Genomic DNA, 26135 nt, shown 5'->3' with positions numbered 1-26135 from the left:
GACGGCTCGACGGATGACCGACCGTCCCGGGAGATGGCTTGGCGAATTGACGGGCGCGAGGATCGAAGGCGCGATGGGCTCGCTGCCGAACAAAGTCAGTCTGAAGCAACGGCGCGCTTGCGGAGCGGCCGCGTGAGCACGGCTGACCAGCGACACGTCCCGGTGCTCGGCCCCGAAGCGGTCGAGATGCTGGCGCCGCGCGCCGGCGGAACCTATGTCGATGCGACCTTTGGCGCGGGTGGCTATACGCGCCTGATCCTGGCGACGGCGGGAACACGGGTGATCGGGATCGATCGCGACAGCACCGCAATCGCCGGCGGCGCGAGTCTCCTCGCCGAAGCGGGCGGTCGCCTGACACTGGTCGAGAACCGCTTCTCGGCATTGGCCGACATCTGTGCATCGCAAGGCCTCACACATGTCGACGGCGTCGTGATGGATGTCGGCGTATCCTCGATGCAGCTCGACTCCGCCGCGCGAGGCTTCTCGTTCAGGTTCGACGGCCCGCTCGACATGCGGATGGGCGGCACGGGGCCGACGGCTGCCGATGTCGTTGCGCACGCTGCCGAGCGCGATCTGGCCGACGTCATCTACATCTTTGGCGAGGAGCGGCACTCCCGCGCCGTGGCGCGGGCCATCGTCGCCGCGCGCAAGGAGCAGCCGATCACGACGACGCGGCAGCTCGCCGACATCGTCGCGCGCGTGGTGAGATCGAAGCCTGGCGACATCCACCCGGCGACGCGCACGTTCCAGGCGTTGCGCATTCTCGTCAACGAGGAGCTGGACGAGCTCGAACAGGCGCTGGCGGCAGCGGAGCGCGTGCTGGCGCCGGGCGGCCGCCTCGCGATCGTCTCGTTCCATTCGCTCGAGGACCGCATCGTCAAGACGTTCCTGGCCGAGCGCAGCAGGACTGGCGGCGGCTCCCGCCATCGGCCCGAGGTGGCCCAGGAGGCACCCAGCTTCCAGCTGCTCAACCGCAAGCCGGTGGTGGCCGCGGAGACCGAGACCGAAGCCAATCCCCGGGCACGCTCCGCCAAGCTGCGCGGCGCCGAACGCACGGCCGCGCCGGCGCACGCCTCGGCATCATCATCCCCCTGGCCGCGCCTGGCCGACGTCCTGCGAGGAGGGTGACCGATGCGCCTCCTGCACCTCGTCGTGATCTGCTCGCTGATCTTCGCGGCGGCCTATGTCTATCGCATCAAGATGGACTCGACGGCACGGGTCGAGCGCGTGCTGCAATTGCGCGCTGAGATCCGCGAGCAGCGCGAGGCCATCGCAGTGTTGCGCGCGGAATGGGCCAAGCTCGACGCGCCGCTGCGGCTGCAAGGGCTGGTCGAACGGCATCTGCCGCTGAAGCCGCTCAACGCCACACAATACGACAGCCTGAAGAATCTGCCGGAGCGGCCGCCGCGATTTGCGCGACCGGACAATCCGGATCCGATCGGATCGATGATCGATGCGATCGACGCGATCAACGAAGAGCCCCCCGTGACCGGATCGGTGCGTCGCCCGGAGGATCAGCAATGAGCGATCAGCGTCGGCCTCACGTCAAGCCGCAGGAGCCCTGGCGGCAGCGACTGGTGCGCACGCTGCTGTATGGGCGCGATGTCGATCGCACTGCGAAGGCGCGCGTGCGCGTCGGCCTCGCGATCGTCGCCTTTGCCGCGGTCTACGCGATCATCGGCGGCCGCCTCGTGATGTTCGCGATCGGCTCGGATGGTCCGAGCGCGCGGCGTGCCGCGCAGCAGGACGCCATCGCCACCGCGCGGCCCGACATCGTCGACCGCAACGGTGCCGTTCTCGCCACCGACGTCAAGACGCCGAGCCTGTTCGCCGAGCCGCGCCGTCTCATCGACAAGGACGAGGCGATCGAGCTTCTGACGGCGACCTTGCCGGATCTCGATACGGGCGAGGTCCGCGACCGACTGCTGTCGCGCAAGGGTTTCGTCTGGTTGAAGCGCGAGATGACACCGAAGCAGCAGCAGGACATTCATCGCCTCGGCCTGCCGGGCATCGGCTTCCTGCGCGAGAACAAGCGCGTCTATCCGACCGGCAACGAGGTCGCCCATCTGATCGGCCTGGTGAACATCGACAACCAGGGCATCGCCGGTATGGAGAAGTGGCTCGACAATCAGGGCCTCGCCGACCTCCATCGCGCCGGCTTCGCCACCGATCGCCTGCAGCGCCCGATCGAGCTCTCGGTCGATCTGCGCGTCGAGCACGCGCTGCGCGATGAGCTGCTCAAGGCCAAGGACAAGTTCAAGGCCAAGGCGGCTTCCGGTCTCGTCGTCAATGTCAGGACCGGCGAGATCATCGCCATGGTCTCGCTGCCGGATTTTGATCCGAACAACCCGAAGGAAGCGCACGATCCCGATCGGATCAACCGCCTGACCACGGGCGTGTACGAAATGGGTTCGACCTTCAAGGCCTTCACCCTGGCGATGGCGCTCGACAGCGGCAAGTATGATCTCAACTCGCTGTGGGATGCGCGCGGACCGCTGCACTACGGCAAGTTTACGATTCACGACGACGAACCAAAGGGCCGCTTCCTCAACATGCGGGAAGTGTTCTACTTCTCGTCCAACGTCGGTGCTGCCAGGATCGCGTTGGCGCAGGGCGTGGACGCGCACAAGGCGTTCCTGCGCAAGATGGGCCAGTTCGACCGGTTGCGCACCGAGTTGCCGGAGAGCGCCTCGCCGATCCTGCCCAAGCGCTGGGCCGAGTTGAACACGGTCACGATCGCGTTCGGTCACGGCATGGCGGTGGCGCCGCTGCAGGGCGTGATGGGTGTCAGCGCGCTGGTCAATGGTGGCTATCTGATCCCGCCGACTTTCATGAAGCGCACCGAGGCAGAGGCGATGCAGGTCGCCAAGCGCGTGATCAAGCCGGAGACCTCGGAGAAGATGCGCTACCTGATGCGTCTGAACGCCGAGGTCGGCACCGCGCGCAAGGCCGACGTGAAGGGCTATTACATCGGCGGCAAGACCGGCACCGCCGAGAAGGTCATCAACGGCCGCTACGCCAAGAAGAAGGTGCTGACCCTCTTCACCGCCGTGATCCCGGCAGACAAGCCAAAATACCAGCTCCTGATCATGTTGGACGAGCCGCAGTCATTGAAGGAAACCTATGGCTTCATCACCTCCGGCTGGAATGCCGCGCCGACGGCTGGTGCCGTGATCTCCCGGATCGGGCCGCTGCTGGGAATCGAGCCCCGCTTCGACCTGCCGCCGTCCGACCGCCAAATTCTTGCAGCATCGCGGCTGACACAGTAAGCCGTCGTCGAATCGCGGGCTTTGGAGCTGCCGCCGCCCGGGGCGGGGCCAGGACTGGCACGGAACCAGGATGAAACTTCAGGACCTCCTGGGCGATCAGGCGACGCTCGACGCCCGCATCGCCGCTGTCGAGATCTCCGGCCTCGCGGTGGACAGCCGCGCCGTGCGGCCCGGCGACCTGTTTTTTGCTCTGTCCGGCACCAAGACCGATGGCGCCCGCTTCATCGCGGCGGCGATCTCGGCCGGCGCGGTCGCCGTGGCCGGCGCGGCGGGCCCTGGAACGGAGCTGGCCGTGCCATTCATCGCGCTGCCCAACCCTCGGCGGGCGCTCGCGCTCGCTTCATCTCGGTTCTATCCGCGCCAGCCGGCGACCATTGCCGCCGTCACCGGCACCAGCGGCAAGACGTCGGTCGCCGCCTTCACGCGCCAGATATGGCAGCGCCTCGGCCACAGTTCGGCCAGCATCGGCACCGTCGGGCTGGTGTCGGACAAACGCACCGTCTACGGCTCGCTGACGACGCCGGATCCGATCGCACTGCATCGGCAGATCGACGAGATCACGCAGGATGGCGTCACCCATCTGGCGTTCGAGGCCTCGTCGCATGGGCTCGATCAATTCAGGCTCGATGGTGTCAGGGTCTCGGCCGGCGGGTTCACGAACCTGTCGCGCGACCACATGGACTATCATCCTGATATCACGCACTACCTCAACGCCAAGCTGAGGCTGTTCCGCGATCTCGTGCCGCCGGGCGGCCCTGCCGTGATCTCGGCTGATCATGAGTGCTCGCCGAAGGTCATCGCCGCGGCGCAGACACGCGGTCTTCGCCTGATGACGGTGGGAACGCATGGGGACGGCGCTGGAGAGGGCATCCGGCTGGTGGCCACTGCAATCGACGGCTTTGCTCAGCAGCTCCAGATCCAGCATTGCGGCCGCATGCATGCGGTCCGCCTGCCGCTGGTCGGCGCGTTTCAGATCGAGAATGCGCTGGTCGCGGCGGGCCTTGCGATCGGCACCGGCAGCGATCCGCAAGCCGTGTTCGAATCTCTCGAGCAGCTCGAGGGCGCCAGGGGCCGGCTCGAGCTGGTCGGCGAGCACAATGGTGCACCCATCTTCATCGACTACGCGCACAAGCCGGACGCGCTTGCCAAGGCGCTGCACGCGCTGCGGCCCTATGCTGCGCGAAAACTCGTCGTCGTGTTCGGCGCCGGCGGCGACCGTGACACCGGCAAGCGCCCTTTGATGGGCGCGATCGCCGCTGAAGGGGCCGACAGCGTCATCGTCACCGACGACAATCCGCGCAGCGAGGATCCGGCTGCGATCCGCGCCGCGATCCTGGCCGCCGCACCCGGTGCGCGCGAGATCGGCGATCGGGCGGAGGCGATCGAGGTCGCGATTGGCGAGCTGCAGCCCGGCGATGCGCTCGTGATCGCCGGCAAGGGCCACGAGACCGGACAGATCATCGGCAGCAATGTTCTGCATTTCAGCGATCACGAAGCGGTCGCGGACGCGTTGGCATCGAGGACACCATGACGAAGGCGCTGTGGACCGTGGCGGAGGCGGCGCGCGCGCTCGGCCTCGCCGGTGACTATCCGGAGAGCCCGATCGATTTCGTGACGCAGGACAGCCGTGCCGTGAAGCCCGGCAGCCTGTTCGTTGCGCTGAGCGGCACGCCGAGCGGTGGCTTCGTGTCGAGCTTCGCCTCCAGCCGCGACGGCTGGGAGTTTGCGGCCAACGCCGAAGCGGCCGGCGCCGTCGCGATGATCGTGCCGCACAGGATCGACGGCATCACCGTGCCGCAGCTCGTGGTGCAGGACACGCTGATCGATGGATTGTGGACGCTCGCGCGCGCTGCAAGGGCGCGCTTTCATGGCCCGGTGATCGGGCTCACCGGCAGCGCCGGCAAGACCTCGACCAAGGAGTTCATCGCCGCCTATCCCGGAGCGTCAGCCAGCCCGTCGAGCTTCAACAATTTCTGGGGCGTGCCGCTGACGCTGTGCAATGCCGATCCGGGCGCTTCGGTCTGGGTCGTCGAGATGGGCATGAATCAAAAAGGCGAGATCGCGCGGCTGACGGAGCTGTCGCAGCCGACGGTGGCTCTCGTCGTCAACGTGCAGCCGGTGCACCTGGAGAAGCTCGGCAGCCTGGAAGCGATCAGGAAAGAGAAAGTCTCGATCGCGTGCGGGCTGCCGGCTGACGGCGTTCTCGTGCTGCCGGCCGATCTCGCTGCGCCGGAATGGACGGGCAAAGTGATCCGCTTCGGTGGCGGCACTGACGTGCGCGAGCTCTCGCACACCTCGCGCGGCGACAGCTGGGATGTGTCGGCAGACATCGCCGGTCGCCGCGTCGCCTTCACGGTGACGCCAGGGGCGCCGCATCGCCTGCACAATGCGCTGGCGGCGCTCGCCTCCATCGCGGCGGCCGGGCTCGATCCGGCGCTGCTCGCGCCGACGCTCGGCCAGGTCGGCATCATGACGGGCCGCGGCGTCGAGCAGACCATCGGCGACATCGTTCTGATCGACGACAGCTTCAACGGCAATCCGGCCAGCATGGCGGCTGCGCTCGACAGCCTGCAGGCACGGCCGGTGCGGGGGCGGCGCATTGCCATCATCGGCGACATGCTTGAGCTCGGCGACGAGGCGCCGGCCTATCATCAGGGGATGGTCGCTCATCTCGCCGGGGTCGACGGCGTCTATTGCGTCGGTCCGCTGATGCGTCACCTGTTCGACAGCCTGCCGCAAGCGAAGCGGCTCGGCTGGCACGAGGATCCGGTGACGCTGGATCCCGGCCGGGTCGCGGCGCTGCTCGCGCCGGGCGACGTCGTCGTCATCAAGGGCAGCAAGAAGATCTTCTGGGTCAACAAGTTCGTGTCGAAGCTCGCCGCGGCGTTGCAGGGCGTCGGTTGAAATCGGGCGATATCGCGGCGCGGCAGAAGGATAGTTTTCCACTGGTGGCCGAAGCGGTCATGCCGGACGGATCATTCCCGTCGGGCTACGATTCGCACCCGGCCCCGTTCATGGTTAAAAGAGACTGGACCGGATTCGCGCACGAGCAACCGTGTTGGCGTGGCTTAGTCTCGGTGAGGCGGCATAGGCGGGTTGGATGTTCTACTGGTTGATCGAGCTGACGAATACGTTTCCGAGCCTTTCGGTGTTTCGCGGGCTCTTGAACGTGTTCCGTTACATCACCTTCCGGACCGGCGGCGCCGTCGTCACCGGCGCGCTGTTCGTGTTCCTGTTCGGCCCCTGGATCATTGATCATCTCAGGCTGCGTCAAGGCAAAGGCCAGCCGATCCGCACCGACGGCCCGCAATCGCATATCATCAGCAAGAAGGGCACGCCCACGATGGGCGGGCTGATGATCCTCTCGGGACTCGTCGTCTCCACCGTGCTGTGGGCCAATCCGCTCAATCCCTATGTCTGGATCGTGCTCGCGGTCACGCTCGGCTTCGGCTTCGTCGGCTTCTATGACGACTATCTAAAGGTCACCAAGCAGTCGCATTCGGGCTTCGCTGGCCGCCTCAGGTTGCTGATCGAGGCTGCAATCGCGCTGGTCGCCTGTTATGCGCTGGTTCGCCTCGGCCGCGATCCATCCTCGACAGGGCTGGCGATTCCCTTCTTCAAGGACCTCGTCTTCAAGTTCGGCTGGCTCTATGTCATCTTTGGCGCCTTCGTCATCGTCGGCGCAGGCAATGCCGTCAACCTGACCGATGGCCTCGACGGCCTTGCGATCGTGCCGGTGATGATTGCCTCGGCGAGCTTCGGTCTGATCGCCTACCTCGTCGGCAATGCCGTGTTCTCCGACTATCTGCAGATCCACTACGTCGCGGGCACCGGCGAGCTCGCCGTGCTCTGCGGCGCGGTGTTGGGCGCGGGCTTAGGCTTCCTCTGGTTCAACGCGCCGCCCGCCTCGATCTTCATGGGCGACACCGGCTCGCTCGCGCTCGGCGGGATGCTCGGCTCGATCGCGGTCGCCGTGAAGCACGAGATCGTGCTGGCGGTGATCGGCGGCCTGTTCGTGCTGGAAGCCGTGTCGGTGATCGTGCAGGTCGCGTCGTTCAAGCTGACCGGCAAGCGCATCTTCAGGATGGCGCCGATCCACCATCATTTCGAGCAGCTCGGCTGGACCGAGCCGCAGATCGTGATCCGGTTCTGGATCATCTCGGTGATGCTGGCGCTCGTCGGTCTCTCCACCCTGAAGCTGCGCTGAGATGATCCCGGTCACTTCATTCGCCGGCAAGACCGTCGCCGTGTTCGGGCTCGGCGGCTCGGGTCTGGCCTCGTGCCATGCGTTGCGTGCCGGTGGCGCCGAGGTCGTCGCAGGTGATGACGGCGCCGATCGGCTGGCGGAGGCCGCCAAGGCCGGCTTCGTGACGGCCGATCTGCGCACCGTGTCATGGGCGGATTTCGCCGCACTCGTGCTGGCGCCGGGCGTGCCGCTGACCCATCCCGTCCCGCATTGGACCGTGCTCAGGGCGCGCGAGGCCGGGGTCGAGGTGATCGGCGATATCGAGCTGTTCTGCCGCGAGCGCAGGCGCCACGCGCCGGATGCGCCGTTCGTCGCCATCACCGGCACCAACGGCAAGTCGACCACGACGGCGCTGATCGCGCACCTGATGCGCGTCGCCAACTACGACACCCAGATGGGCGGCAATATCGGCACCGCGATCCTGTCGCTGGAGCCCGCGCGCATGGGCCGCGTCCATGTGATCGAGATGTCGTCCTACCAGATCGACCTGACGCCGTCGCTCGATCCGACCGTCGGCATCCTGATCAATGTCAGCGAGGATCACATCGACCGCCACGGCACGATCGAGAACTACGCAGCGGTGAAGGAGCGGCTGGTGGCGGGTGTGAAGCGTGAGGGAACGGCGATCGTCGGCGTCGACGACGGGTTTTCGCGCACGACCGCTGACCGGCTGGAGCAGGGCGGCAAGCGCGTGGTGCGCATCTCGGTGAAGAACCCGCTGGCCGATGGCATCTATGTCGAGCACGAGACGATCGTGCGAAGCTCGGGCGGGGCACGCAGCGAGATCGCGCGGCTCGGCGGCATCGGCTCGCTGCGCGGCCAGCACAATGCGCAGAACGCGGCCTGCGCCGCGGCGACTGCGCTCGCGCTAGGCGTCGCTGCTGACGTGCTGCAGCAAGGGCTGCGCAGCTTTCCGGGCCTCGCGCATCGCATGGAGCAGGTCGGCCGCCGCGCCGACGTGCTGTTCGTCAATGACTCCAAGGGCACCAACGCGGATGCGACCGCGCATGCGCTGTCGTCCTTCGCCGACATCTTCTGGATCGCCGGCGGCAAGCCCAAGGCCGGCGGCATCACCAGCCTCGCGGGCTTCTTCCCGCGCATCCGCAAGGCCTATCTGATCGGCGAGGCGGCCGCGGAGTTTGCCGGCACGCTCGGTGACAAGGTGGCGCACGAGATGTCCGGCACGCTGGAGATCGCGGTGGCGCAGGCGGCTGCAGACGCTGAAGCCTCCGGCCTGAAGGAGGCCGTGGTCCTGCTGTCGCCGGCCTGCGCTTCGTTCGACCAATTCCGCAACTTCGAGATCCGCGGCACGCGCTTCCGCGAGCTGGTGCAGGCTCTGCCGGGCGTGAACCCGGTGGCGTAGCTTCATCGCGACGGTACGGTGTGTTGGATTCTCCTCTGCGCGGAGGATGACGGTGTTTGCTCAGCAGGCCGGACGCTTGAACGATACGACGCGCATCTGCAGCAGCACACACCGGTGTCGTCCCGGCGAACGCCGGGACCCATACCCCCATGAAGCGGTTTGAGGCACGCGGGTCGTTGGCATTTTGTCCGTTCACGATGGCCGCGGCGTATGGGTCCCGGATCGGCGCCGCGACGCGCTGGCGCGTCACGGCTTGTCCGGGACGACAGCGGAGGAATCCTTAACCCTTCAATAACCATCCTGGGCGCCAATGGTCTGATTCCTTAAGGCCTCAGGTGGACGCCCGATGCTCTCCCGTGAAGAACGCAATCCGCTGTCCGACTGGTGGTGGACGGTGGACCGCCCGCTGCTCGGCGCCATCCTCGCCTTGATGCTGTGCGGGGTGATCCTGTCGCTGGCGGCCAGCCCTCCGGTCGCGACCCGGATCGGGCTCGATCCGTTTCACTTCTTCAACCGCCACGTCCTGTTCCTGCTGCCGTCCTTCATCGTGCTGATCGGCGTCTCCTTCCTGTCGCCGCGCCAGATCCGGCGCAGCGCGCTGGTGGTGTTCGCGGTCGCCATCGTGCTGATCGTGCTGACGCTCGCGATCGGGCCGGAGGTGAAGGGCTCGCGGCGCTGGATCACGCTGATCGGCGTCAACATCCAGGCGTCCGAGGCCGCGAAGCCAGCCTTCGTCGTGGTTTCCGCCTGGCTGTTCTCGGAATCGGCGCGGCGGCCCGACATGCCGGCGACCACGATGGCGTTGGTGCTGCTGATGATGCTCGTGTCGCTCTTGGTGATGGAGCCGGATTTCGGCCAGACCATGCTGGTCCTGATGGTCTGGGGCTCGCTGTTCTTCATCGCCGGCATGCGCATGATCTGGGTCGCGGGCCTCGCCGGCGCCGCGGCCGCTGGTCTGTTCGGCGCCTATCTGCTGGTCCCGCACGTCGCCGGCCGCATCAAGCGCTTCATGAACCCGGCATCGGGCGACACCTTCCAGGTCGACACCGCGATGGAGGCGTTCTCCAACGGCGGCTGGTTCGGGCTGGGGCCGGGCGAGGGCATCGCCAAGCGCAGCCTGCCGGACAGCCACACCGATTTCGTGTTCGCGGTCGCCGCCGAGGAGTTCGGCATCATCCTGTGCCTGGCGCTGGTCGCGCTGTTCGCCTTCATCGTGATCCGCACGCTGTCGCGCGCCTATGCGACCGAGGACGGCTTTGCGCGCTTCGCGGCCTCGGGTCTGGCGATCCTGTTCGGCATCCAGGCGGCCATCAACATCTCAGTCAACCTGCAGCTGATCCCGGCCAAGGGCATGACCTTGCCCTTCATCTCCTACGGTGGCTCCTCGATCGTGTCGCTGGCCTATGGCGTCGGCATGATGCTGGCGCTGACCCGACAGCGGCCGCGGATGGAGGTCGAGGCCGGCGACGCAGCCGGCGCGCTGCGCAATTACGCCTAGGCTGCCTGGCTCGCAATGACCGCACATCGCCTGTAAACAAGCGCATGACCTCAACCGCGCCTCTCATTCTGCTCGCGGCCGGCGGCACCGGCGGCCATCTGTTTCCTGCTGAAGCGCTCGGTGTCGAGCTGATCAGGCGCGGCTATCGCGTCCGTCTCGTCACCGATGAGCGCGCGCTGCGATACAGCGGCCTGTTCACCCCGGACATGATCGACGTGGTGCCGAGCGAGACCGTGCGCAGCCGTTCGCCGTTGGCGCTGGCCCGCACCGCGCTGCTGCTCGGCACCGGCACCATCGCGGCCTTCAACCTGATGCGGCGGCTCAAGCCCGCGGCCGTGATCGGCTTCGGCGGCTATCCGACCGTGCCGCCGCTGCTCGCGGCGCGGCTCGCCGGCGTGCCGAGCCTGATCCACGACGCCAACGCCGTGCTCGGCCGCGCCAACCGTTTCCTGTCCTCGCACGTGAAGGCGATCGCGACGTCGCTGCCTGGCGCGCTCGACCGCGATCCGGCGCTTTCGGCGAAGACCACCACGGTCGGCACGCCGATGCGTCCCGCCATCCTCGCAGCGGCGGCCGTGCCCTATTTGGCGCCGGAGACTTCGGGCCCGTTGCGGCTGCTCGTCGTCGGCGGCAGCCAGGGCGCGCGCATCATGAGCGACATCGTGCCCGGCGCGATCGAGCGGCTGGAGCCGGCCCTCTGGGACCGACTGGTGCTGACCCAGCAGGTGCGGCAGGAGGACATGGCGCGGGTGCGCGCGGTCTATGACCGGCTCAAGATCAATGCCGACCTGCAACCCTTCTTCACCGACCTGCCGGCGCGGCTTGCTGCCAATCACCTCGTGATCTCGCGTTCCGGCGCCGGTACCGTCGCCGAGCTCGCCGCGATCGGCCGTCCTTCGATCCTGGTGCCGCTGCCGGGCGCCATCGACCAGGACCAGTTTGCCAATGCCGGCGTGCTCTCGGACGCGAACGCCGCGATCCGGATCGTGCAGAGCGAATTCACCTCCGACAGGCTGGCCTCCGAGATCTCGGCGCTCGCCGCCGAGCCCACGCGTCTCGCAGCGATGGCCCAGGCTGCGCGCGCGGCCGGGCGGCTCGATGCCGCCGAGCGGCTGGCCGACCTCGTGATCAGGACGGCGGCGCTCTAGTTGATCGAGTGCGCGGTGATGCGATGACGAACCGGAGCGCTGACCAGGGCGCCATCGCGGCGGATGATCATCCGATGCGTTTGCGACGCCATCCGTCCTTCGTGCCCGTGTTCGTCGGATTTTGCGATCAGCTGATTGCGCCCCTGCGCGGTCAGCGCCTGATGATCAAGCTGTTCGGTCAGCGCGCCCCGACGGAAATTGCTGCGCACATCGTGATGATGCACGTGTCGGCGCGCAAACCGGCCGAGCGGCCGACCCTGACGCGCCTGCAGATGCGGCTGCCGGGTCCGCGGCAGACGGCGGCGTTCGTCGCGCTTTTGCGCGGTCTGTCGCTGGTGACCGTCGAGCGCGATCCCGGGGACGCCCGCATCCGCTATCTGGTGCCAGGCGCCGTCATCCTCGAGGGTCTGCGAGGCTGGCTTGCCATGCATCTGGATTGCCACGCGCGGTTGACGCATGCCGACGGACTGAGCCTTCGTCTGCAGGACGACGCCGCGTTCTACGCGGAGACGATCCGGCAATGTGCGAGCTGGCTCTGCCGCGACAACCGGCCCCTGACGGGATTTCCCGATCTCGCCTGGACCGACGAGCACGACAGCGGCATCCATCTGGCGCTGACACTCGTCGCCCGTTCCGCCGCTGGGCGCGAGGCCGTCGAGATTTCGACGGCGGAGCTTGCGACCTCGCTGGGCGTCTCGCGCTCCCATATCCGCAATCTGCTGGCGACAATGGAGGAGCGCGGTCTGCTGCGCTTTGGCGACGGGCGCCGGCATCTGACGCTGATGCCGGATTTCGTGGCTTCCGTGGAGGCCTGGTTCTGCCACCAGGTGTGCTGGCTCGCGGCCGCAGCCGCGCGTGCGGATCGCGCGCTGCGGCCAGCTTGACGCGTCAGATCATCGTGACCCGGCCGGAGCCGATGTCATAGATGCCGCCGACGATCTTCACCTTGCCCTCGGCGACCATGCGGCCGACGATCGGCTTGGCGGTCGACAGGCGCCGGACATTGTTGCGCACGTTCTCCGCGGTGGCCTCGGCCAGCAGGTCCTGCGGCTTCTTCGCGATCGCGGCCTCGACGCCGGGTTTGAGCGCATTGATCAGGGCGGGCAGGTGGCCAGGCAGCTTGGTGCCGTCCTTGAGCACCTTGATCGTGGCATCGATGGCGCCGCAGCCGCTGTGACCAAGCACCAGCACGAGAGGCGTGCCGAGGAACTTGACGCCATATTCGAGGCTGGCGAGACCGTCGTCGTTGACGAAATTGCCGGCAACCCGGACCACGAACAGCTCACCAGGCCCCTGATCGAACACCAGCTCCGGCGCGACCCGTGCATCGGCGCAGCTCACGATCGCGGCGATCGGGTACTGTGCCGCGGCGCGGGCCGCGCGGCCGGCCGAGAAATCCTTGTTGTCGAGATTGCCGGCGACGTAGCGCGCGTTGCCATCGACGATGCGCTTCATCGCGTCGTCCGGCGAGATCGCGTTGGGGGGTGTCGCGATGTCGCTCGTCTGCTTGGCTTCCTTCGCAAACGCCGGAAGCGCGCCGACCGCCGCGGCGGCCAGCACTGCGCCGCCGCCGAGCAGCCGGCGGCGGGACAACACGGGGGATTGCGGTTCACACAGCGAGCACATCGGCGGGGATTCTCCATCAAGAGTTGAAAGATGCGCGACCGGCACGCCGGCCGCGGCACTACCCATGCCACGCGAACTGACGCGGTGAACGCGCAAAAATTGCAGGTATCCCGTTGGGACGGGTTTGCGTGGGATCGCGCTTAACAATTTGTGAAGCGGGCATCCCCGGCGGGAACTGCTCGCCCATCGCGGCCGCGAAGCTGCCAAAATCGGCCAAAATCGGGCGGACGCCTGCGAATTTGGCGATGTTTACGGCCGGGGCGGACTTGTCCAGGCCGGTCATGTCTTGCAAGAAGGGCTGATGATTCGCGGTCGCGCCCCTCCGCCGGGCGCCCGGAACCCTTGAGACGAGACGCCCCATGAGACTGCCGCGCGAGATCGGACCCATCCACTTCGTCGGGATCGGCGGCATCGGCATGAGCGGCATCGCCGAGGTGCTGTGCAATCTCGGCTATACGGTGCAGGGTTCGGACGCCTCGGACAATGCGAACGTCGCACGCCTGCGCGAGAAGGGCATCACCGTCAGCGTCGGGCACAAGGCCGAGAACGTCGCCGGCGCGGATGTGGTCGTCGTCTCCACTGCGATCAAGCGCGACAATCCCGAGCTGATGGCCGCGCGCGCCCAGCGCATCCCCGTCGTCCGCCGCGCCGAGATGCTGGCCGAGTTGATGCGGCTGAAGAGCTGCGTCGCGATCGCCGGCACCCATGGCAAGACCACGACGACATCGATGGTCGCGGCGCTGCTTGATGCCGGCGGGCTCGATCCCACCGTCATCAATGGCGGCATCATCAATGCCTACGGCACCAATGCGCGGCTCGGCGGCGGCGAGTGGATGGTGGTCGAGGCGGACGAGAGCGACGGCACCTTCCTGAAGCTGCCGGCGGATGTCGCCATCGTCACCAATGTCGATCCCGAGCATCTCGATCACTTCAAGACCTTCGACGCCGTGCAGGAGGCGTTCCGCACCTTCGTCGAGAACGTGCCGTTCTACGGCTTCGCCGTGATGTGCATCGATCACCCGGTGGTGCAAACGCTGGTCGGCAAGATCGAGGACCGCCGGATCATCACCTACGGCGTCAACCCGCAGGCCGATGTGCGCCTCGTCGATCTGACGCCGATGGGCGGCGGCTCCCGCTTCAAGGTGGTGTTCCGCAATCGCAAGAGCGGCGCGACGCACGAGATTGCCGACATCGCGCTGCCGATGCCAGGCCGGCACAATGCCTCGAACGCAACGGCGGCGATCGCGGTCGCGCGCGAGCTCGGCCTGTCCGACGAGGCCATCCGCAAGGCGATTGCCGGCTTCGGCGGCGTCAAGCGCCGCTTCACCCGCACCGGCGAATGGAATGGCGTGACCGTGATCGACGATTACGGCCATCACCCGGTCGAGATCGCGGCCGTGCTGAAGGCGGCGCGCGAATCCACCAACGGCAAGATCATCGCCGTGGTGCAGCCGCATCGCTACACAAGGCTGCAGTCGCTGTTCGAGGAGTTCTGCACCTGCTTCAACGACGCCGACGCCGTCGTCGTCGCTGATGTCTATCCGGCTGGTGAGGCGCCGATCGAAGGCGTCGATCGCGACCATTTCGTGCTCGGCCTGCGCGCCCACGGCCATCGCGACGTGGTGCCGCTGCCGAAGGCCGCGGACCTCGCCGGCATCGTCAAGGGACTCGCCAAGCCGGGCGATCTCGTCGTCTGCCTCGGCGCCGGCAACATCACGCAATGGGCCTACGCGCTGCCCGGCGAGTTGAAGGCGCTGGGATGAGGGCGGTATTATTGAGCGAGCTGGCAGCTCCACGGCATACTCTGCTCTCTCCTCCCTTGTGGGGGAGAGGTGGAGTGGGGGGTACCACGAGCGCCGGCGCCTGGGGCTCACCCCCCTCCCTGACCCTCCTCCTCCACAAGGGGGGAGGGAACGGAGAGTGCGTGCCGACCCTGACGATGTCGGGGCACGATGCGAGAGCGGCCGCATGACCTTCCCCGACATCACCCCCGACCTCAAAGCCGCAATGCCGGAGCTGCGCGGGCGGCTGCTGGCCAATGAGAGCTTGGCGCCGCTCACATGGTTTCGCGTCGGCGGTCCGGCGCAGGTGTTGTTCACGCCAGCCGATGCCAACGACCTCGCTTATTTCCTGAGGCGGCTTCCAGCCGATCTGCCGGTCATCGTCATTGGCGTCGGCTCCAACCTCATCGTGCGCGACGGCGGGGTGCCCGGCATCGTCATCCGCTTGGCGCCGCGCGCGTTCGGTGAGGTCAGGGCGGAAGGCGACATCGTCACGGCCGGGACGGCTGCGCTCGATAAGCGCGTGGCCGAGGTCGCAGCCTCCGCCAATCTCGCCGGCCTCGAATTCCTGTTCGGCATCCCCGGCACGATCGGCGGCGCGTTGCGAATGAATGCCGGCGCCAATGGCGGCGAGACCAAGGACATCCTGGTCGAGGCGATTGCGATCGACCGCAGCGGGGAGACCCGTCTCTTCAACAATGCCGAGATGAAGTTCACCTATCGCGCGAGCGGCGTCGATCCGTCGCTGATCTTCACGGCAGCGCGCTTCCGCGGCACGCCGTCGGCGCCGGAGGCGATCCGGGCGCGCATGGCCGAGGTGCAGGCGCATCGTGAGACGGCGCAGCCGATCCGCGAGAAGACCGGCGGCTCGACCTTCAAGAATCCGCCCGGACATTCCGCCTGGAAGCTGGTCGATTCCGCGGGCTGCCGCGGCCTCAAGGTCGGCGGCGCCCAGGTTTCCGAAATGCACTGCAACTTCCTGATCAACACCGGCGATGCCACGGCCGAGGACATCGAGACGCTCGGCGAGACCGTGCGTGCGCGGGTCAAGGCGAGTTCGGGCATCGAGCTGCAGTGGGAGATCAAGCGGATCGGAGTCAAGGCGAGCTGATCGCCCCGCTTGCTCAAGTGACGTCAGCGCAATCGCGACTGCGGTTGTGAGATCAACCGAGAAGACATTGATGCGCACCACGATTTTGTTCGGCGGCTCCAACAAGGAGCGCCTCGTCTCGGTCGCCAGCACCAAGGCGCTGCATGCCGCGCTGCCCGAGGCTGACCTCTGGTTCTGGGAGGCCGACGACACGGTGCATCAGGCGAGTGGCACGGCGCTGGTCGCGCATGCGAAGCCGTTCGAGGAGCCGTTCACCGCCGATGGCCCCCGGATCGGGACGCTCGTCGAGGCTCTCGATCGCGCCAGGGCCGAGGATCGGGTTCTGGTGCTCGGTCTCCACGGTGGCCGGGCGGAGAATGGCGAGCTTCAACTGATGTGCGAGCTTCGCGGCGTGCCGTTCACCGGCTCGAGCTCGGCAGCCTCGCACCTCGCCTTCGACAAGGTCGCGGCGAAGCGCTTCGCCGTGCTCGGCGGGGTGACGGCGGCCGAGGGCGTCGCGCTCGATGACGCCGAAGCGGCGCTGGCGCGCTACGGCAGGCTGATCGCCAAGCCGGTGAAGGACGGATCGAGCTTCGGGCTGATCTTCGTCAACGCCAGCCAGGACCTCGTTGCCGTCAAAGCGGCAGCCGCGACCGAGGAGTATCTGATCGAGCCCTTCGTCACCGGGACGGAGGCGACCTGCGGCGTGCTCGAACAGGCCGATGGATCGCTGATCGCGCTGCCGCCGATCGAGATCCTCCCCGCAGACGGCGCCTTCGACTATTTCGCGAAGTACCTCGCCGCGGCGACGAAGGAGATCTGTCCCGGCCGCTTCAGTCCGGAGGTGACGGCCGCGCTGCAGACGGAGGCGATCAAGGCGCATCGCGCGCTGTCCTGCGGCGGCTATTCGCGGACCGACTTCATCGTCTCGGCCAATGGCCCCGTCTATCTCGAGACCAACACGCTGCCCGGGCTGACCGCGGCCTCGCTCTATCCCAAGGCGCTCGCGGCACAGGGCATCGCCTTCGTCGATTTCCTCAATCAGCAGATCGCCTTGGCCGAGGGGCGCAGTCGCCGATCAAACGTGCGGTAGACGCACCGGAGGTCCCCCGGCCCGGCGTCCCCCGATGGTTCCTGTAACCTGTAAAATGCTTAAGAATTCCAGGCAAGGTCCTCATAAATCGGAGAAAAAATTCGTCTCTCCGGACCGATTTTACTTTTTGTTTACCAGGACGTCCGAAGGTTAACGCTGGCGCCTCAGTGGTGCTCGGCTGCCGGGTCGTGACGTCACCAGTGTCCGGCCGGCCGGGAGCGCAGGCGCGGGTCCGCGAGTATCTGCGGGCGCAACAGTTTGATGAGCTCGTGCAATGGATGGTGCAGGACGCCTCGCTCGATCGCAGAGGCCTCAAGCGAACCTGAAAGCCGCTGCCCTTGGCGCGGCAATCCTGCTGCGCGAGTATGTCTCGGCCCGCCTTCCGCGTGTCCGCTTCGCGCGGGGATACACGAAGCAACCTCTGGGCCGGCGGTCGACCCGAAGAGATCTTGCGCCGATGCAGGCCGCGCTCGCGCCGATGGTCGAGCGTGAGGCGCCGCCGCGCGTGGTCGAGCTCGTCGAGCGCTATCTGCCGCGCCGGCTCGGCACCGTGGCGACCGTGGTGCTCTTGTTCGGCAGCGTCTGGCTTGGCATCGTCAAGGGCGGCCACGCCCAGGACGTCAGCGCGGCCCTGTCCGACACCCGCAATGCCCTGGCCAATGCGGCCGGCTTCCGCATCACGGCCGTCGCGATCAACGGCCGCAAGCAGCTCACCCAGGACGAGATCCTCGCCGTCGGCGGCGTCACCGGCCGCTCCTCGCTGCTGTTCCTCGATGCCGCCGCCGTGCGCGACAGGCTCAAGGCCAACCCCTGGATCGCCGACGCCACGGTGCAGAAGTTCTTTCCGAACCAGCTGCAGATCGACGTCGTCGAGCGCAAGGCGTTCGCGCTCTGGCAGCAGGAGGGCCGCCTCTCGGTCATCGCCGATGACGGCGCCGTGCTCGAGCAATATGTCTCGCGCCGTTTCCTGACGCTGCCGTTGGTGGTCGGCAAGGGGGCCGAGAGCCGCGCCCGCGATTTCCTGGCGCTGCTCGCCCGCTACCCGCAGGTGCGCGCCGTCACCAAGGCCGCCGTGTTCGTCGGCGAGCGGCGCTGGAACCTGCGTACCAAGGACGGCCTCGACATTCGCCTGCCCGAGCACGATGTCGGCAACGCGCTCGCCACCCTGACCCAGCTCGATCAGGACGATCGGCTGTTCTCACGCGACATCGTCGCCATCGACTTGCGGCTGCCGGACCGCCTGACGGTGCAACTGTCCGAGGACGCAGCGAAGGCGCACGACGAGCTGTTCAAGGACAAGAAGTCCAAGAAGAAGGCCGGTGACGCATGACCGGCTTCGATCGCCAGACTCCGAAGACGCGCCCGATGGGCCAGAAGCGCACGGCGCTTGTGGCCTCTCTCGATGTCGGCACCAGCAAGATCGCCTGCATGATCGCGCGGCTGAAGCCGGCGCCGCCGAGCGACGCGCTGCGCGGCCGCACCCACACGGTCGAGCTGATCGGCTACAGCCAGATCCAGTCGCGCGGCGTCAAGGCCGGGGCCGTCGTCGATCCCGTCGAATGCGAGCAGGCCGTGCGGCAGGCGGTCGCGCTGGCCGAGCGCATGGCCAGGGTGCGGGTCGAGTCCGTGCTGCTGCCGGTCGCCGGCGGCCGCGTCATGGGCCATCTGATCGAGGCCACCTCGGACATTCGCGGCGGCGCCGTGACCCAGGCCGATGTCAGCCGCGTGACCTCAACCGGCATGCATCACGCCACCGGCGACGGGCGCGCGGTGCTGCATGCCTTGCCCGTCGGCTACACGCTCGATGGCGTGAAGGGCATCCGCGACCCCCGCGGCATGCTGGCGCGGCAGTTCGGCGTCGACATGAACGTGGTCACGACCGACGCCACCGTGGCCAAGAACCTGATGCTCGTGGTGGAGCGTTGCCATCTCAACGTCGAGGCCATGGCGGCAAGCCCGTATGTTGCCGGGTTGTCGGTGCTGACCGACGACGAGGCCGATCTCGGCGCTGCCGTGGTCGAGATGGGGGCGGGCACCACGACGATCGCGATCTATTCCGGCGGCCGCTTCGTCCATGCCTCCGGTTTTGCGCTCGGCGGGCACCACGTGACCATGGATCTTGCGCGCGGACTATCAGCGTGCATTGCAGATGCCGAGCGAATCAAGACGTTATATGGCACGGTGCTGACTGGCGGGTCCGACGCGCGTGAGTTGATGTCTGTTCCGACGGCCGGTGACAACGAGCGGGATGTTCCGCAGATCGTGTCCCGCGCCACCATCGCGAACATCGTCAGGCACCGCGCAGAGGAGATTTTTGAAATGGTCCGCGACCGGCTGAAGGATTCGCCCTTTGCGGCAGAACCCAAGGCGCGCGTCGTCCTCAGCGGAGGCGCCTCCCAGCTGACGGGGCTGGTCGAGCTTGCGACCCGGATCCTCGACCGCCCGGTGCGTGTCGGCCGCCCGCTTGGCTTCGGCCGTCTTCCCAACGAGGCCAAGAACGCCGCCTTCGCGGTGCCGACGGGGCTGCTGGTCTATCCGCAATACGCGCACCTCGAACATGTCGAACCGCGGCATACGCGGCAGGTCGGGACAGGAACCGACGGCTACTTCGGAAAGGTCGGACGATGGCTACGCGAGGGCTTCTGATGACCGGTTTCCATCCCATGCGATTTCCAACAACACCAACCGCGGCCGGCGGCCGGGGCGAACCCACCCGCGCGTGATCGAGAGGCAATCATGGCACTCACTATTACCCCTCCTGATATCCACGAGCTGAAGCCCCGGATCACCGTGTTCGGGGTCGGCGGCGCGGGCGGCAACGCCGTCAACAACATGATCACGGCTGGCCTTCAGGGCGTCGACTTCGTCGTCGCCAATACTGACGCGCAGGCGCTGACCATGTCCAAGGCGCAGCGCATCATCCAGATGGGCACGCAGGTGACCCAGGGCCTCGGCGCCGGCTCGCAGCCGGATGTCGGCGCCGCCGCCGCACAGGAGGTGATCGACGAGATCCGCGATCACCTCTCGGGCGCCAACATGGTGTTCGTGACCGCCGGCATGGGCGGCGGAACCGGCACCGGTGCAGCTCCGGTCATCGCCAAGACCGCGCGCGAGATGAACATCCTCACCGTGGGCGTCGTCACCAAGCCGTTCCACTTCGAAGGCGCGCGCCGTATGCGCACCGCAGAATCGGGCATCTCGGAGCTGCACAAGGTCGTCGACACGCTGCTGATCATCCCGAACCAGAACCTGTTCCGGGTCGCCAACGAGAAGACCACCTTCGCGGACGCCTTCGCGATGGCCGACCAGGTGCTCTATTCCGGCGTCGCCTGCATCACCGACCTGATGGTCAAGGAAGGCCTGATCAACCTCGACTTCGCCGACGTCCGCGCCGTCATGCGTGAGATGGGCAAGGCGATGATGGGCACCGGCGAGGCCTCCGGGGACAAGCGCGCGCTGACCGCGGCCGAGGCCGCGATCGCGAACCCGCTGATCGACGATTCCTCGATGAAGGGCGCCCGTGGTCTCCTGATCTCGATCACCGGCGGCAAGGACCTCACGCTGTTCGAGGTCGACGAAGCCGCGACCCGCATCCGCGAGGAGGTCGACCAGGACGCCAACATCATCGTCGGCGCCACCTTCGACGAATCGCTGGACGGCCTGATCCGGGTGTCGGTGGTTGCCACCGGCATCGAGCAGGCGCAGTTCAACCGGAACGTTACGACCTCACAGCCGGCGGCGGCTGTCGCTCCGATTGCCGCCGCCCCGACCGCTGTTGCGGGTCTTCCTGAAAGCCGCCTCGCCGATCTGACCGCGCGCCTGCGCGCCGACAATCAGCGCCTGGCTGAACGCGCCGCCAAGCTCGAGCAGCAGGCGTCGCAGGCTCCGGCCGTCGCCGCTCCGGCACCCGCGCCGATGGCGCCTGCGCCGCGTCCGGCGCCGAATCTCGAGCGCGATACGCTGGCCGCCGTCGCGGCCGCGATGGCAAGCGAGCCCGGTCCGTCGGCTGCCCCGGCGCAGGCAGCGTCCTATGGCGATGTGACGGTGCGCCCGATTGCACAGAAGCCGTCGCTGTTCCCGGAGCCCGAGGCGCAGCGCGCGGCTCCGATCGAGCCGGCGGCCTTGCCCGAGACCTTCATTCCGCAGGCCGCCGAGCGGGTTCCGGTTCGCGCGCCGCGCATGCCGAAGTTCGAGGACCTGCCGATGCCGGCCCAGGCCGAGATTCGTCAGGCGAGGGGCGACGAGGGCGACGAGCATCCGCAGAAGACCCGGATGTCGCTGCTGCAGCGTCTCGCAAATGTCGGTCTCGGCCGCCGGGACGAGGACGCCGAACCTCTGCTGCCGGTACGGACTGCGGGTCCTGCCATGCCGCAGATGCCGCCCCTGCCGGAACGGAAGCCGCAGCGGAACGTTGCTCAGCAGGTTGCGAGCCACGAATCGCCCGTCTCGGAATATGCCCGCCGTCCCGCGCCGCAGGGGCTGGACGTCCATGGCCGTCCAGCGCCTGTGTCCCCGGCGCCACAGGGAGACGACCATTTGGATATCCCGGCCTTCCTCCGCCGGCAGGCAACCTGAGAATTGTTACAGCCCTGACGGTGCTGAACAGGCCCGGCTCGCGAGAGCCGGGCCTTTTCCTTGGCCTCCCGGCGCGCGCCGTTCGCCCTTCAACTAACTGATTTTAAATGATTAATTATTCTTTCGGTGTTTAGATCGGGAACCAGGAGGGTTAAGGCCACGTTCCAGTTTGGTTAAGGGTTGGCGCGAATACGGCAGAGATGGGGTAACAATCCGTAAAGAAGCGTGAGTTGGCGCTCTTTGGGGCTCTCGTTAAGTTCTGCCGTGACTTGGGGATGCCTGAAAGTGAGTCGGTTCGCGAGGGGCGACCGATGAAGGGTCAGGCGGGGTCTTGGGCGATCGTCGATGAAATTCAGCCGGCAAACAACGCTTCGTTCGCAAGCCACCGTCACCGGTGTAGGCGTCCACTCTGGTGCGCCTGTCAGCCTGACGATTGGCCCGGCGCCGATCGATGCGGGGATCGTGTTCCTCCGCACCGGCCTCGATGGGGCCGACCGCGAGGTCCAGGCCTCCTTCGGTTCGGTGATCGCGACCGAGCTCGCGACGGTGCTCGGTGACCGCAACGGCCCGTTGGTCTCGACCGCCGAGCATGTTCTCGCCGCGCTGCGCGGCATGGGTGTCGACAACGCCCTGATCGAGGTCGACGGCCCTGAGGTACCGATCATGGACGGTAGCGCTGCGCCGTTCGTCGCTGCCATCGACCAGGCCGGGATCGTCAATCAGTCGGCTCCACGGCGTTACATTCAGGTGCTCAAGCCGGTCCAGGTGACCATGGGTGCCTCGACGGGCGAGCTGCGTCCCAACAACTCCGGCTTCCGGGTCGAAGCCGAGATCGATTTCACCAATCCCGTGATCGGCCGCCAAGCCTATCATTTCGAACTCAATCCCGAGCGCTTCCGCCGCGAGATCGCCCGCGCCCGTACCTTCGGCTGCATGAGCGACGTGTCGCGGCTGTGGAGCGCCGGTTTCGCGCTCGGCTCCTCCTTCGACAACACGCTGGTGTTCGACGAGGACCGTCTGCTCAATCCCGAAGGTCTGCGCTACGCGGACGAATGCGTCCGCCACAAGGTGCTGGACGCGATCGGTGATCTGGCGCTGGCCGGCCTGCCGATGCTCGGAACCTATCGTTCGGTCCGTGGCGGTCACAAGCTCAACCACGCGGTCCTGACCGCTCTGATGGCCGATCGCGCCGCCTGGCGGATCGTCGAAGGCGAGACCGTGCGGCGTCCCCGCGTGGCCGCGGACGCCGTCGGTGGCATGGTCGGTGGCATGGTCGCCCCGGCCTACGGTCCGGACGTGTCCTGAGCGCCTGCTGCGAGGCTCGAGCGAACGGATAGCGTCCCTCGTGGGGCGCGATGGGGCAACACGATTCTGCCGTCGGTATTTGCTCGGCTGCAGATCTTGTACGCTGAATTTTTTGTCATTGATTGTTGCCGACCGCATCCTTCCTCATGGACGGGCTGTCGGCATTTCCAGGTTTTCCCGCGGCTTCTTCAGCGATAACCATGATGCACGGCGGCAGCCTCGATCTTGCCTTAATCCGGGCGGATTGGCTTCCTATGCGGTTGGTTGATGAAGTGTTTTCGGCTAGAGAGGCCGGGGCCGCGTGATGCGTGCCACTGGCGGGGCTCTTCCTTCGCGGTCATGAAGCGACCTTCATGGTGCGCGGCGTAGATCAGATCACAGGCATCGGGTTCCAAAGAAGCATGTCGATACAGCGTCTCACGCGCGACCTCCGTCATCCCGCAGCAAGCATCGGCCGGCTCCGCCTCGCCGCGTCGCTGATCCTGCTGGCGCCGTTGTTGAGCGGCTGCGGCACCGGCGGACTCTGGGACAAATTCCTGGCCAAGGACGACACCTTCGTCGATGAGCCCGCGGACAAGCTCTACAATGAGGGCTTGTTCCTGATGAACGAGAAGAAGGACGTCAAAGGCGCGACCAAGAAGTTCGAGGAGGTCGATCGCCAGCATCCTTATTCCGACTGGGCCCGCAAATCGCTGCTGATGTCGGCCTACGCGTCCTATCAGGCCGGCGACTACGACGGCTGCATCGGCGCTGCCACCCGTTACGTGACGTTGCATCCGGGCAGCCCGGACGCGGCCTATGCGCAATACCTGATCGCCGCGTCGCATTACGACCAGATCCCGGACATCAGCCGCGATCAGGGCCGCACCGAGAAGGCCATTGCCTCACTCGAAGAGGTGGTACGCAAATATCCGACCTCCGAATACGCCACCAATGCGAAGGCCAAGATGGAGGGCGCCCGCGACCAGCTCGCCGGCAAGGAGATGGATGTCGGCCGCTATTACATGCAGAAGCGCGACTACACGGCCGCCATCAACCGCTTCAAGGCGGTGGTGACGCAGTATCAGACCACGCGGCACGTCGAGGAAGCGCTGTATCGCCTGACCGAGGCCTACATGACGATCGGCATCGTCGGCGAAGCCCAGACGGCGGCGGCTGTGCTCGGGCACAATTTCCCCGACAGCAAGTGGTATAAGGACGCCTACAATCTCGTGAAGTCGGGCGGCGTCGAGCCCGAGGAGAACAAGGGCTCCTACATCTCTCGGGCCTTCAAGAAGCTGGGCCTGGGCTGAGCGGTCGGCCAGATCGGCTGGTCGGTCTGGCTTTGTTCTGTATTCTTGTTTTGTTCTCTATTTGCTGCTAGCATCGAGTCGTTCGCTCAGGGGCGTTCCGCCCCGTTACGAAGGACTTCGGTTCCATGCTGGCGCGACTGTCGATCCGTGACATCGTCCTGATCGAACGACTCGATCTCGAATTTTCCCATGGACTTGCGGTGCTGACCGGCGAGACCGGTGCCGGCAAGTCGATCCTGCTCGACGCCTTTGCTCTCGCTCTCGGCGGCCGCGGCGACGCCAGCCTGGTGCGCCACGGCGCCGACCAGGGGCAGGTCACGGCCGTGTTCGAGATCGGCAAGGATCATCCCGCCGCCAGGATCCTCGCTGCCAACGGCCTGGATGCCGATGGCGAGATGATCCTGCGCCGCGTTCAATACGGCGACGGCCGCACCCGCGCCTTCATCAACGACCAGTCGGTCAGCGTGCAGACGCTGAAAGCGATCGGCGCCACCCTGGTCGAGATCCACGGCCAGCATGACGAACGTGCGCTGGTCGATGCCGCCACCCACCGCCGGCTGCTGGATGCCTTTGCGGGCCTGGAGAAGGATGTCGCCGCGGTCGAGGCGCTCTGGGCGGCCCGCCGGACCGCGGTCACGGCGCTCGATGAGCATCGTGCGAGCATGGAGCGCGCGGCCCGCGAGGCCGATTATCTGCGGCATGCCTCGGACGAGCTGAAGAAGCTGGCGCCAAAGGAGGGCGAGGAGACGCAGCTCGCCGCCCGCCGCACCGCCATGATGCAGGGCGAGAAGATCGCAGGCGATCTGCGTGACGCGCAGGATGCCGTCAGCGGCAACCAGTCGCCGATTGCCGCGCTGGCTGCGGCGGTCCGCCGGCTGGAGCGACGCGCGGTCAGCTCGCCCGCGCTGGTCGATCCAGCGGTGAAGGCGATCGATTCGGCGATCAACGCCCTGGAGGAGGCCGATCAGCATCTGACGGTGGCGCTCGCGGCCACCGATTTCGATCCGCTGGAGCTGGAGCGCATCGAGGAGCGGCTGTTCGCGCTGCGCGCGGCCGCGCGCAAATATTCGACGCCGGTGGACGGTCTGGCTGCTTTGGCTGCCAAATATGCCGCCGATGTGATCCTGATCGATGCCGGCGCCGAGCAGTTGAAGAAGCTGGAAGCGGCGGCGGCGGCGGCCGATGCGCGCTATGCCGCGGCGGCGGCCAAGCTGTCGGCGGCGCGGACCAAGTCGGCGGAGAAGCTGAACCGGGCCGTCCATGCCGAGCTCGCTCCGCTCAAGCTCGAACGCGCCAAGTTCATGACCCAGGTCGACAGCGACGCCGAAGCGCCGGGGCCGGAGGGCATCGATCGCGTCGAGTTCTGGGTGCAGACCAATCCGGGCACGCGGCCGGGCCCGATGATGAAGGTCGCCTCGGGCGGCGAGCTGTCGCGGTTCCTGCTGGCGCTCAAGGTCGTGCTGTCCGACCGCGGCTCGGCGCCGACCTTGGTGTTCGACGAGATCGATACCGGCGTTGGCGGCGCGGTCGCCGATGCCATCGGCGCCCGGCTGGCGCGGCTCGCGCACGGGGTTCAGGTGATGGCCGTGACCCATGCGCCGCAGGTCGCGGCCAGGGCGGACCAGCATCTCCTGATTTCCAAGGATGCGCTGGATCGCGGCAGGCGTGTCGTCACCCGGGTCAACACGCTCGCCACCCTGCACCGCCGCGAGGAGATCGCCCGCATGCTGGCCGGCGCCGAGGTCACCGCCGAAGCCCGTGCCGCCGCCGACCGGCTGCTGGAGGCTGCGGCGGCATAAGCCGAGGGATCGGGCCGAACGCTTTTGGCTCCGGCGTGCGCATTGTGTAA

22 protein-coding genes are annotated in these 26135 nt (G+C 67.0%); 19 read left to right on the top strand and 3 right to left on the bottom strand.

All coding sequences use genetic code 11. The features are described from left to right. Positions 1–132 precede the first annotated feature (132 nt). The 9 genes from rsmH (at position 133) to murG (ending at position 11524) form a co-directional block, all read left to right on the top strand. Positions 133–1128: a 16S rRNA (cytosine(1402)-N(4))-methyltransferase RsmH gene (gene rsmH, locus QX135_RS23050; protein WP_315736770.1), complete on the top strand. Its 996-nt coding sequence runs from the start codon at positions 133–135 to the stop codon at positions 1126–1128. 3 nt (positions 1129–1131) lie between these two features. Continuing rightward, positions 1132–1524 carry a hypothetical protein gene (locus tag QX135_RS23045; RefSeq protein ID WP_315713444.1) on the top strand — a complete coding sequence of 131 codons (393 nt, stop codon included), beginning with the start codon at positions 1132–1134 and terminating at the stop codon, positions 1522–1524. Next, complete coding sequence (locus tag QX135_RS23040) at positions 1521–3269, top strand: penicillin-binding protein 2 (protein ID WP_316178575.1); 1749 nt, start codon at positions 1521–1523, stop codon at positions 3267–3269. The genes QX135_RS23045 and QX135_RS23040 overlap by 4 nt, the downstream gene beginning before the upstream one ends. A gap of 70 nt (positions 3270–3339) precedes the next feature. Then, the gene (locus QX135_RS23035; RefSeq protein ID WP_316234306.1) at positions 3340–4800 is read left to right on the top strand and encodes a UDP-N-acetylmuramoyl-L-alanyl-D-glutamate--2,6-diaminopimelate ligase; all 1461 of its coding nucleotides are present in this window, start codon (positions 3340–3342) and stop codon (positions 4798–4800) included. Continuing rightward, entirely contained in the window at positions 4797–6173 is a 1377-nt protein-coding gene (gene murF, locus QX135_RS23030) for a UDP-N-acetylmuramoyl-tripeptide--D-alanyl-D-alanine ligase (protein ID WP_316234305.1), read from the top strand. The genes QX135_RS23035 and murF overlap by 4 nt, the downstream gene beginning before the upstream one ends. A 196-nt stretch (positions 6174–6369) precedes the next feature. Beyond that, a complete protein-coding gene (gene mraY / locus QX135_RS23025; RefSeq protein WP_315736774.1) occupies positions 6370–7476 on the top strand; it encodes a phospho-N-acetylmuramoyl-pentapeptide-transferase in 1107 nt (368 codons plus the stop codon). 1 nt (position 7477) lies between these two features. Further along, complete coding sequence (murD, locus tag QX135_RS23020; RefSeq protein ID WP_316161495.1) at positions 7478–8878, top strand: UDP-N-acetylmuramoyl-L-alanine--D-glutamate ligase; 1401 nt, start codon at positions 7478–7480, stop codon at positions 8876–8878. Positions 8879–9224: 346 nt separating this feature from the next. Further along, complete coding sequence (gene ftsW / locus QX135_RS23015; protein ID WP_315736776.1) at positions 9225–10376, top strand: putative lipid II flippase FtsW; 1152 nt, start codon at positions 9225–9227, stop codon at positions 10374–10376. Between the two features lie 44 nt (positions 10377–10420). Then, positions 10421–11524 carry an undecaprenyldiphospho-muramoylpentapeptide beta-N-acetylglucosaminyltransferase gene (gene murG / locus QX135_RS23010; RefSeq protein WP_316234304.1) on the top strand — a complete coding sequence of 368 codons (1104 nt, stop codon included), beginning with the start codon at positions 10421–10423 and terminating at the stop codon, positions 11522–11524. Here murG and QX135_RS23005 read toward each other — a convergent pair. Further along, positions 11521–11748: a hypothetical protein gene (locus QX135_RS23005; protein WP_315778783.1), complete on the bottom strand. Its 228-nt coding sequence runs from the start codon at positions 11746–11748 to the stop codon at positions 11521–11523. The two genes, murG and QX135_RS23005, sit on opposite strands and share 4 nt — an antisense overlap. On the opposite strand from QX135_RS23005, the gene QX135_RS23000 reads away from it, so the two are divergent. Further along, positions 11743–12408 (top strand): helix-turn-helix domain-containing protein, encoded by a 666-nt coding sequence (locus QX135_RS23000; RefSeq protein ID WP_315779367.1) that lies wholly within the window; start codon positions 11743–11745, stop codon positions 12406–12408. The genes QX135_RS23005 and QX135_RS23000 overlap by 6 nt on opposite strands. A 4-nt stretch (positions 12409–12412) precedes the next feature. Here the strand turns inward: QX135_RS23000 and QX135_RS22995 are convergent, their stop codons facing one another. Together QX135_RS22995 and QX135_RS22990 are read right to left on the bottom strand one after the other, a co-directional pair. Further along, a complete protein-coding gene (locus QX135_RS22995; protein WP_316178584.1) occupies positions 12413–13150 on the bottom strand; it encodes a carbonic anhydrase in 738 nt (245 codons plus the stop codon). 58 nt (positions 13151–13208) lie between these two features. Beyond that, positions 13209–13442: a hypothetical protein gene (locus QX135_RS22990; RefSeq protein ID WP_316234303.1), complete on the bottom strand. Its 234-nt coding sequence runs from the start codon at positions 13440–13442 to the stop codon at positions 13209–13211. Between the two features lie 67 nt (positions 13443–13509). Here QX135_RS22990 and murC point away from each other — a divergent pair, with 67 nt between their 5' ends. From murC to recN, 9 genes are all read left to right on the top strand, one after another. Continuing rightward, positions 13510–14913: a UDP-N-acetylmuramate--L-alanine ligase gene (murC, locus tag QX135_RS22985; RefSeq protein WP_316178587.1), complete on the top strand. Its 1404-nt coding sequence runs from the start codon at positions 13510–13512 to the stop codon at positions 14911–14913. A 205-nt stretch (positions 14914–15118) separates the two neighbouring features. Further along, positions 15119–16042: a UDP-N-acetylmuramate dehydrogenase gene (murB, locus tag QX135_RS22980; RefSeq protein WP_316178589.1), complete on the top strand. Its 924-nt coding sequence runs from the start codon at positions 15119–15121 to the stop codon at positions 16040–16042. A gap of 70 nt (positions 16043–16112) precedes the next feature. Continuing rightward, a complete protein-coding gene (locus QX135_RS22975) occupies positions 16113–17114 on the top strand; it encodes a D-alanine--D-alanine ligase (RefSeq protein WP_315736785.1) in 1002 nt (333 codons plus the stop codon). Between the two features lie 274 nt (positions 17115–17388). Further along, a complete protein-coding gene (locus tag QX135_RS22970; RefSeq protein WP_315736786.1) occupies positions 17389–18444 on the top strand; it encodes a cell division protein FtsQ/DivIB in 1056 nt (351 codons plus the stop codon). Continuing rightward, the gene (gene ftsA / locus QX135_RS22965; protein ID WP_315736788.1) at positions 18441–19760 is read left to right on the top strand and encodes a cell division protein FtsA; all 1320 of its coding nucleotides are present in this window, start codon (positions 18441–18443) and stop codon (positions 19758–19760) included. The genes QX135_RS22970 and ftsA overlap by 4 nt, the downstream gene beginning before the upstream one ends. A gap of 90 nt (positions 19761–19850) precedes the next feature. Then, complete coding sequence (ftsZ, locus tag QX135_RS22960) at positions 19851–21689, top strand: cell division protein FtsZ (RefSeq protein ID WP_315736790.1); 1839 nt, start codon at positions 19851–19853, stop codon at positions 21687–21689. 345 nt (positions 21690–22034) lie between these two features. After that, the gene (gene lpxC, locus QX135_RS22955) at positions 22035–22994 is read left to right on the top strand and encodes a UDP-3-O-acyl-N-acetylglucosamine deacetylase (protein WP_316234302.1); all 960 of its coding nucleotides are present in this window, start codon (positions 22035–22037) and stop codon (positions 22992–22994) included. A gap of 401 nt (positions 22995–23395) precedes the next feature. Beyond that, entirely contained in the window at positions 23396–24286 is an 891-nt protein-coding gene (locus tag QX135_RS22950) for an outer membrane protein assembly factor BamD (RefSeq protein ID WP_315736792.1), read from the top strand. Between the two features lie 125 nt (positions 24287–24411). Then, entirely contained in the window at positions 24412–26085 is a 1674-nt protein-coding gene (gene recN, locus QX135_RS22945; protein ID WP_316230188.1) for a DNA repair protein RecN, read from the top strand. Positions 26086–26135 lie beyond the last annotated feature (50 nt).

This window comes from Bradyrhizobium sp. SZCCHNR1098 (assembly GCF_032489375.1).
Classification (GTDB): Bacteria; Pseudomonadota; Alphaproteobacteria; order Rhizobiales; family Xanthobacteraceae; genus Bradyrhizobium.
The sequence above is the reverse complement of the archived record's forward strand: the minus strand, read 5'-3'. Positions and strand labels throughout refer to the sequence as shown.